The sequence below is a fragment of the Bacillus sp. 05T22 genome (genome assembly GCF_056396765.1).
Window position 1 is genome coordinate 1 of sequence record NZ_JBFTMC010000220.1, and the last position, 2392, is coordinate 2392.

At 30.1% G+C, this 2392-nt stretch carries 3 protein-coding genes; 2 read left to right on the plus strand and 1 reads right to left on the minus strand.

Annotated features, from left to right (window positions below; all coding sequences use genetic code 11):
* The first annotated feature begins 560 nt into the window (after positions 1-560).
* On the plus strand, positions 561-713 hold the full coding sequence (locus AC1DIT_RS27870) for a hypothetical protein (protein ID WP_016114857.1): 153 nt from the start codon (positions 561-563) through the stop codon (positions 711-713).
* 452 nt (positions 714-1165) lie between these two features.
* On the opposite strand, the gene AC1DIT_RS27875 is transcribed toward AC1DIT_RS27870, so the two are convergent.
* Positions 1166-1936 carry a PH domain-containing protein gene (locus AC1DIT_RS27875; RefSeq protein WP_016132816.1) on the minus strand — a complete coding sequence of 257 codons (771 nt, stop codon included), beginning with the start codon at positions 1934-1936 and terminating at the stop codon, positions 1166-1168.
* A gap of 245 nt (positions 1937-2181) precedes the next feature.
* Here AC1DIT_RS27875 and AC1DIT_RS27880 point away from each other — a divergent pair.
* Positions 2182-2392 (plus strand): transposase (locus AC1DIT_RS27880; protein ID WP_476998584.1); only part of this gene is annotated, 211 nt, incomplete at its 3' end.

Sequence of the window (2392 nt, forward strand, 5' to 3'; positions counted from 1 at the left end):
GGATTCATTCCTTTTCCATTTACAGCTGCAGAACTCGCTTGTGGAATTAATAATGATACAAATAACATCACTACAGACAAAATGACAATACAACAATATTGAAACTGATTTTTCATTGCTTCTCTCCTCTTTAATTTACAAATTTAATGTATCCGCTTTCATTATAAACGGAAAGACGCAATCGTTTGCATGCAATAATGCATAATATTAAAATAAACAAGCTAGATTAATCAGCTTGTTTATTTTAAACTCCAATTTCATACTATCTACTTTCACATACAAATATCATTTCTTATTTTACTGGACTTGTTACACTACTTTTATCAAATTTATTAACATATCACGAAACCCTTTTGTATAAATCTAATATTTTTATCCTTTTATAACTTTCAAAAACATTATTAATTTACTACCTTATTTTTATATTAATAATATTTTATCCAGAATATTAGGTATGTACGGGTCATATTTTCATCTTGTTTCATTACCTTAAACTACCGTAACGATTACTAGAGTTTTCACATATACTATTTATATATCAAACTGGAGGTGATGGTATCATGAATAAAGAGTACGATTCTAACAAAGATTCTTCTAACAATAAAGATATCCGCACTTCATCTTCACAATCTTCCAATTACCAATCATCACAAAACCTATATCGCCAAGGATATGTAAAGAAAAAAGGATGTAATTGCGGTAAAAACAAATAGAATTTTCACTTTGTTTAGAATTGAATTTACTGTGTAATATATACACATCAAAAAAGAGCATCCATAACAGATGCTCTTTCTCTTATAAAATAAGTAAATGATTATTCATTTTGAAAGAACACTTATATAGAAGACTCTTGCTCAAAACAAGGTGACTCTATTAAACGATATTCTTATGTGAATGGAAAATCCCTTCAGTTCTTCTGAAGAGATTTTTAAAGGTTTTGCGATACTTTGATTTTATGTTAACAAAAGGTGCTTTCATGTACAGAAAACACCTTTTCAGTCTACAACTATTTTTTAACATTCTAATACTTTTTTCTATAGTCTAAAACATTTTTTTAATAGGACAGGTCTTTTTGTATATCCTATTCCAATACTTTTATTGGCACTTAACCGTTCAAAACGGATTACTACTGCTTATAAGACATTAGCAATTAACTAAATTTTGTTTATATATTTAGCAACTGTTTCTTCTTAGCGTTAAATTCATCTTCTGTAATTACACCCATATCACATAGTTCTTTAAATTTCATCAACTCATCTGCCGCCGAGGTAGCAGCAGTTATTGATATCGGTTGCGTTTCAATATTGTTACTCTTTAATGTATCCAGTACCTGATGGATACTATTATTAATAGATGTTGCTGAAGCTTTATCTAAAGCTACTTTAAATTTTTCTTGTGGTGTATCGATCGTTAAAACACCAAATACAATTCCTGTTTCAAATGTAATATCATTTATTTTTTCATGAGCTACTGCTTTAAATTTTTCACCACTTAAAGTTTTTTGTCCAAATAAGATGCGTTTATTGGTAATCGCATAGGCAAAATTACTATCGTGTTTTGTCGCTGATTTGTAATTATGTATTCCAATAAAGGTCATAAGAACTGTTTCACCTTGCATTAAATTCTTTTCGAGTATGCCAAAGTGTTTTAAGCCCCATTTTTTATTAAACCCTGAACCGAATTTATTATCTAGGCAGTACTGATACATTCCTTCAGCACTTGACATTGGATCATCACTCAGTTTGTTTGCCTTTGCATCGATTGTAGCTTTAATTTCTTCAATCGTAATTTTATGTACAGGCACAACACCAACACCACCAGCCTCTTTCAAACAATCTGGGCAAACCCAGGCGTTAGATTTTTTCACTTTGTACCTATGTAATCCAACTTCACTTTCACAAACACCACATACCTCTTTCCGACTAAAAAATCCCATGATTAACCCCCATTTCGATTTCGTTCATTTTTTTCTACAAATGAATTAACGTAACCTTAGAAATCCTATTCCCCTTAAATTAAATAACAATTTAATAAATAGTTACATTAATATATTAACTATAATACTATTAATCTCCTATAACTTGTTCTAAGAAATTTATTTTATTGGATAGGCTACACTGAACTAGACAAAAAAATTAAGGTTAAGTAGACTACAACTAATATATTTGAGGAGAATCTACTATGACGAACAATAAAAGAGAAAGAAGAACCTTTACAGCGGAATTTAAGCACCAAATGGTTCAACTGTATCAGAATGGTAAACYAAGGAAAGACATCATTAAGGAATATGGATTAACACCATCATCATTGGATCGRTGGATYAATCAAARTCATACGTCTGGCTCGTTTAAAGAGAAAGATAATAAGACTGCTGAACAACTAGAGTTGGAAG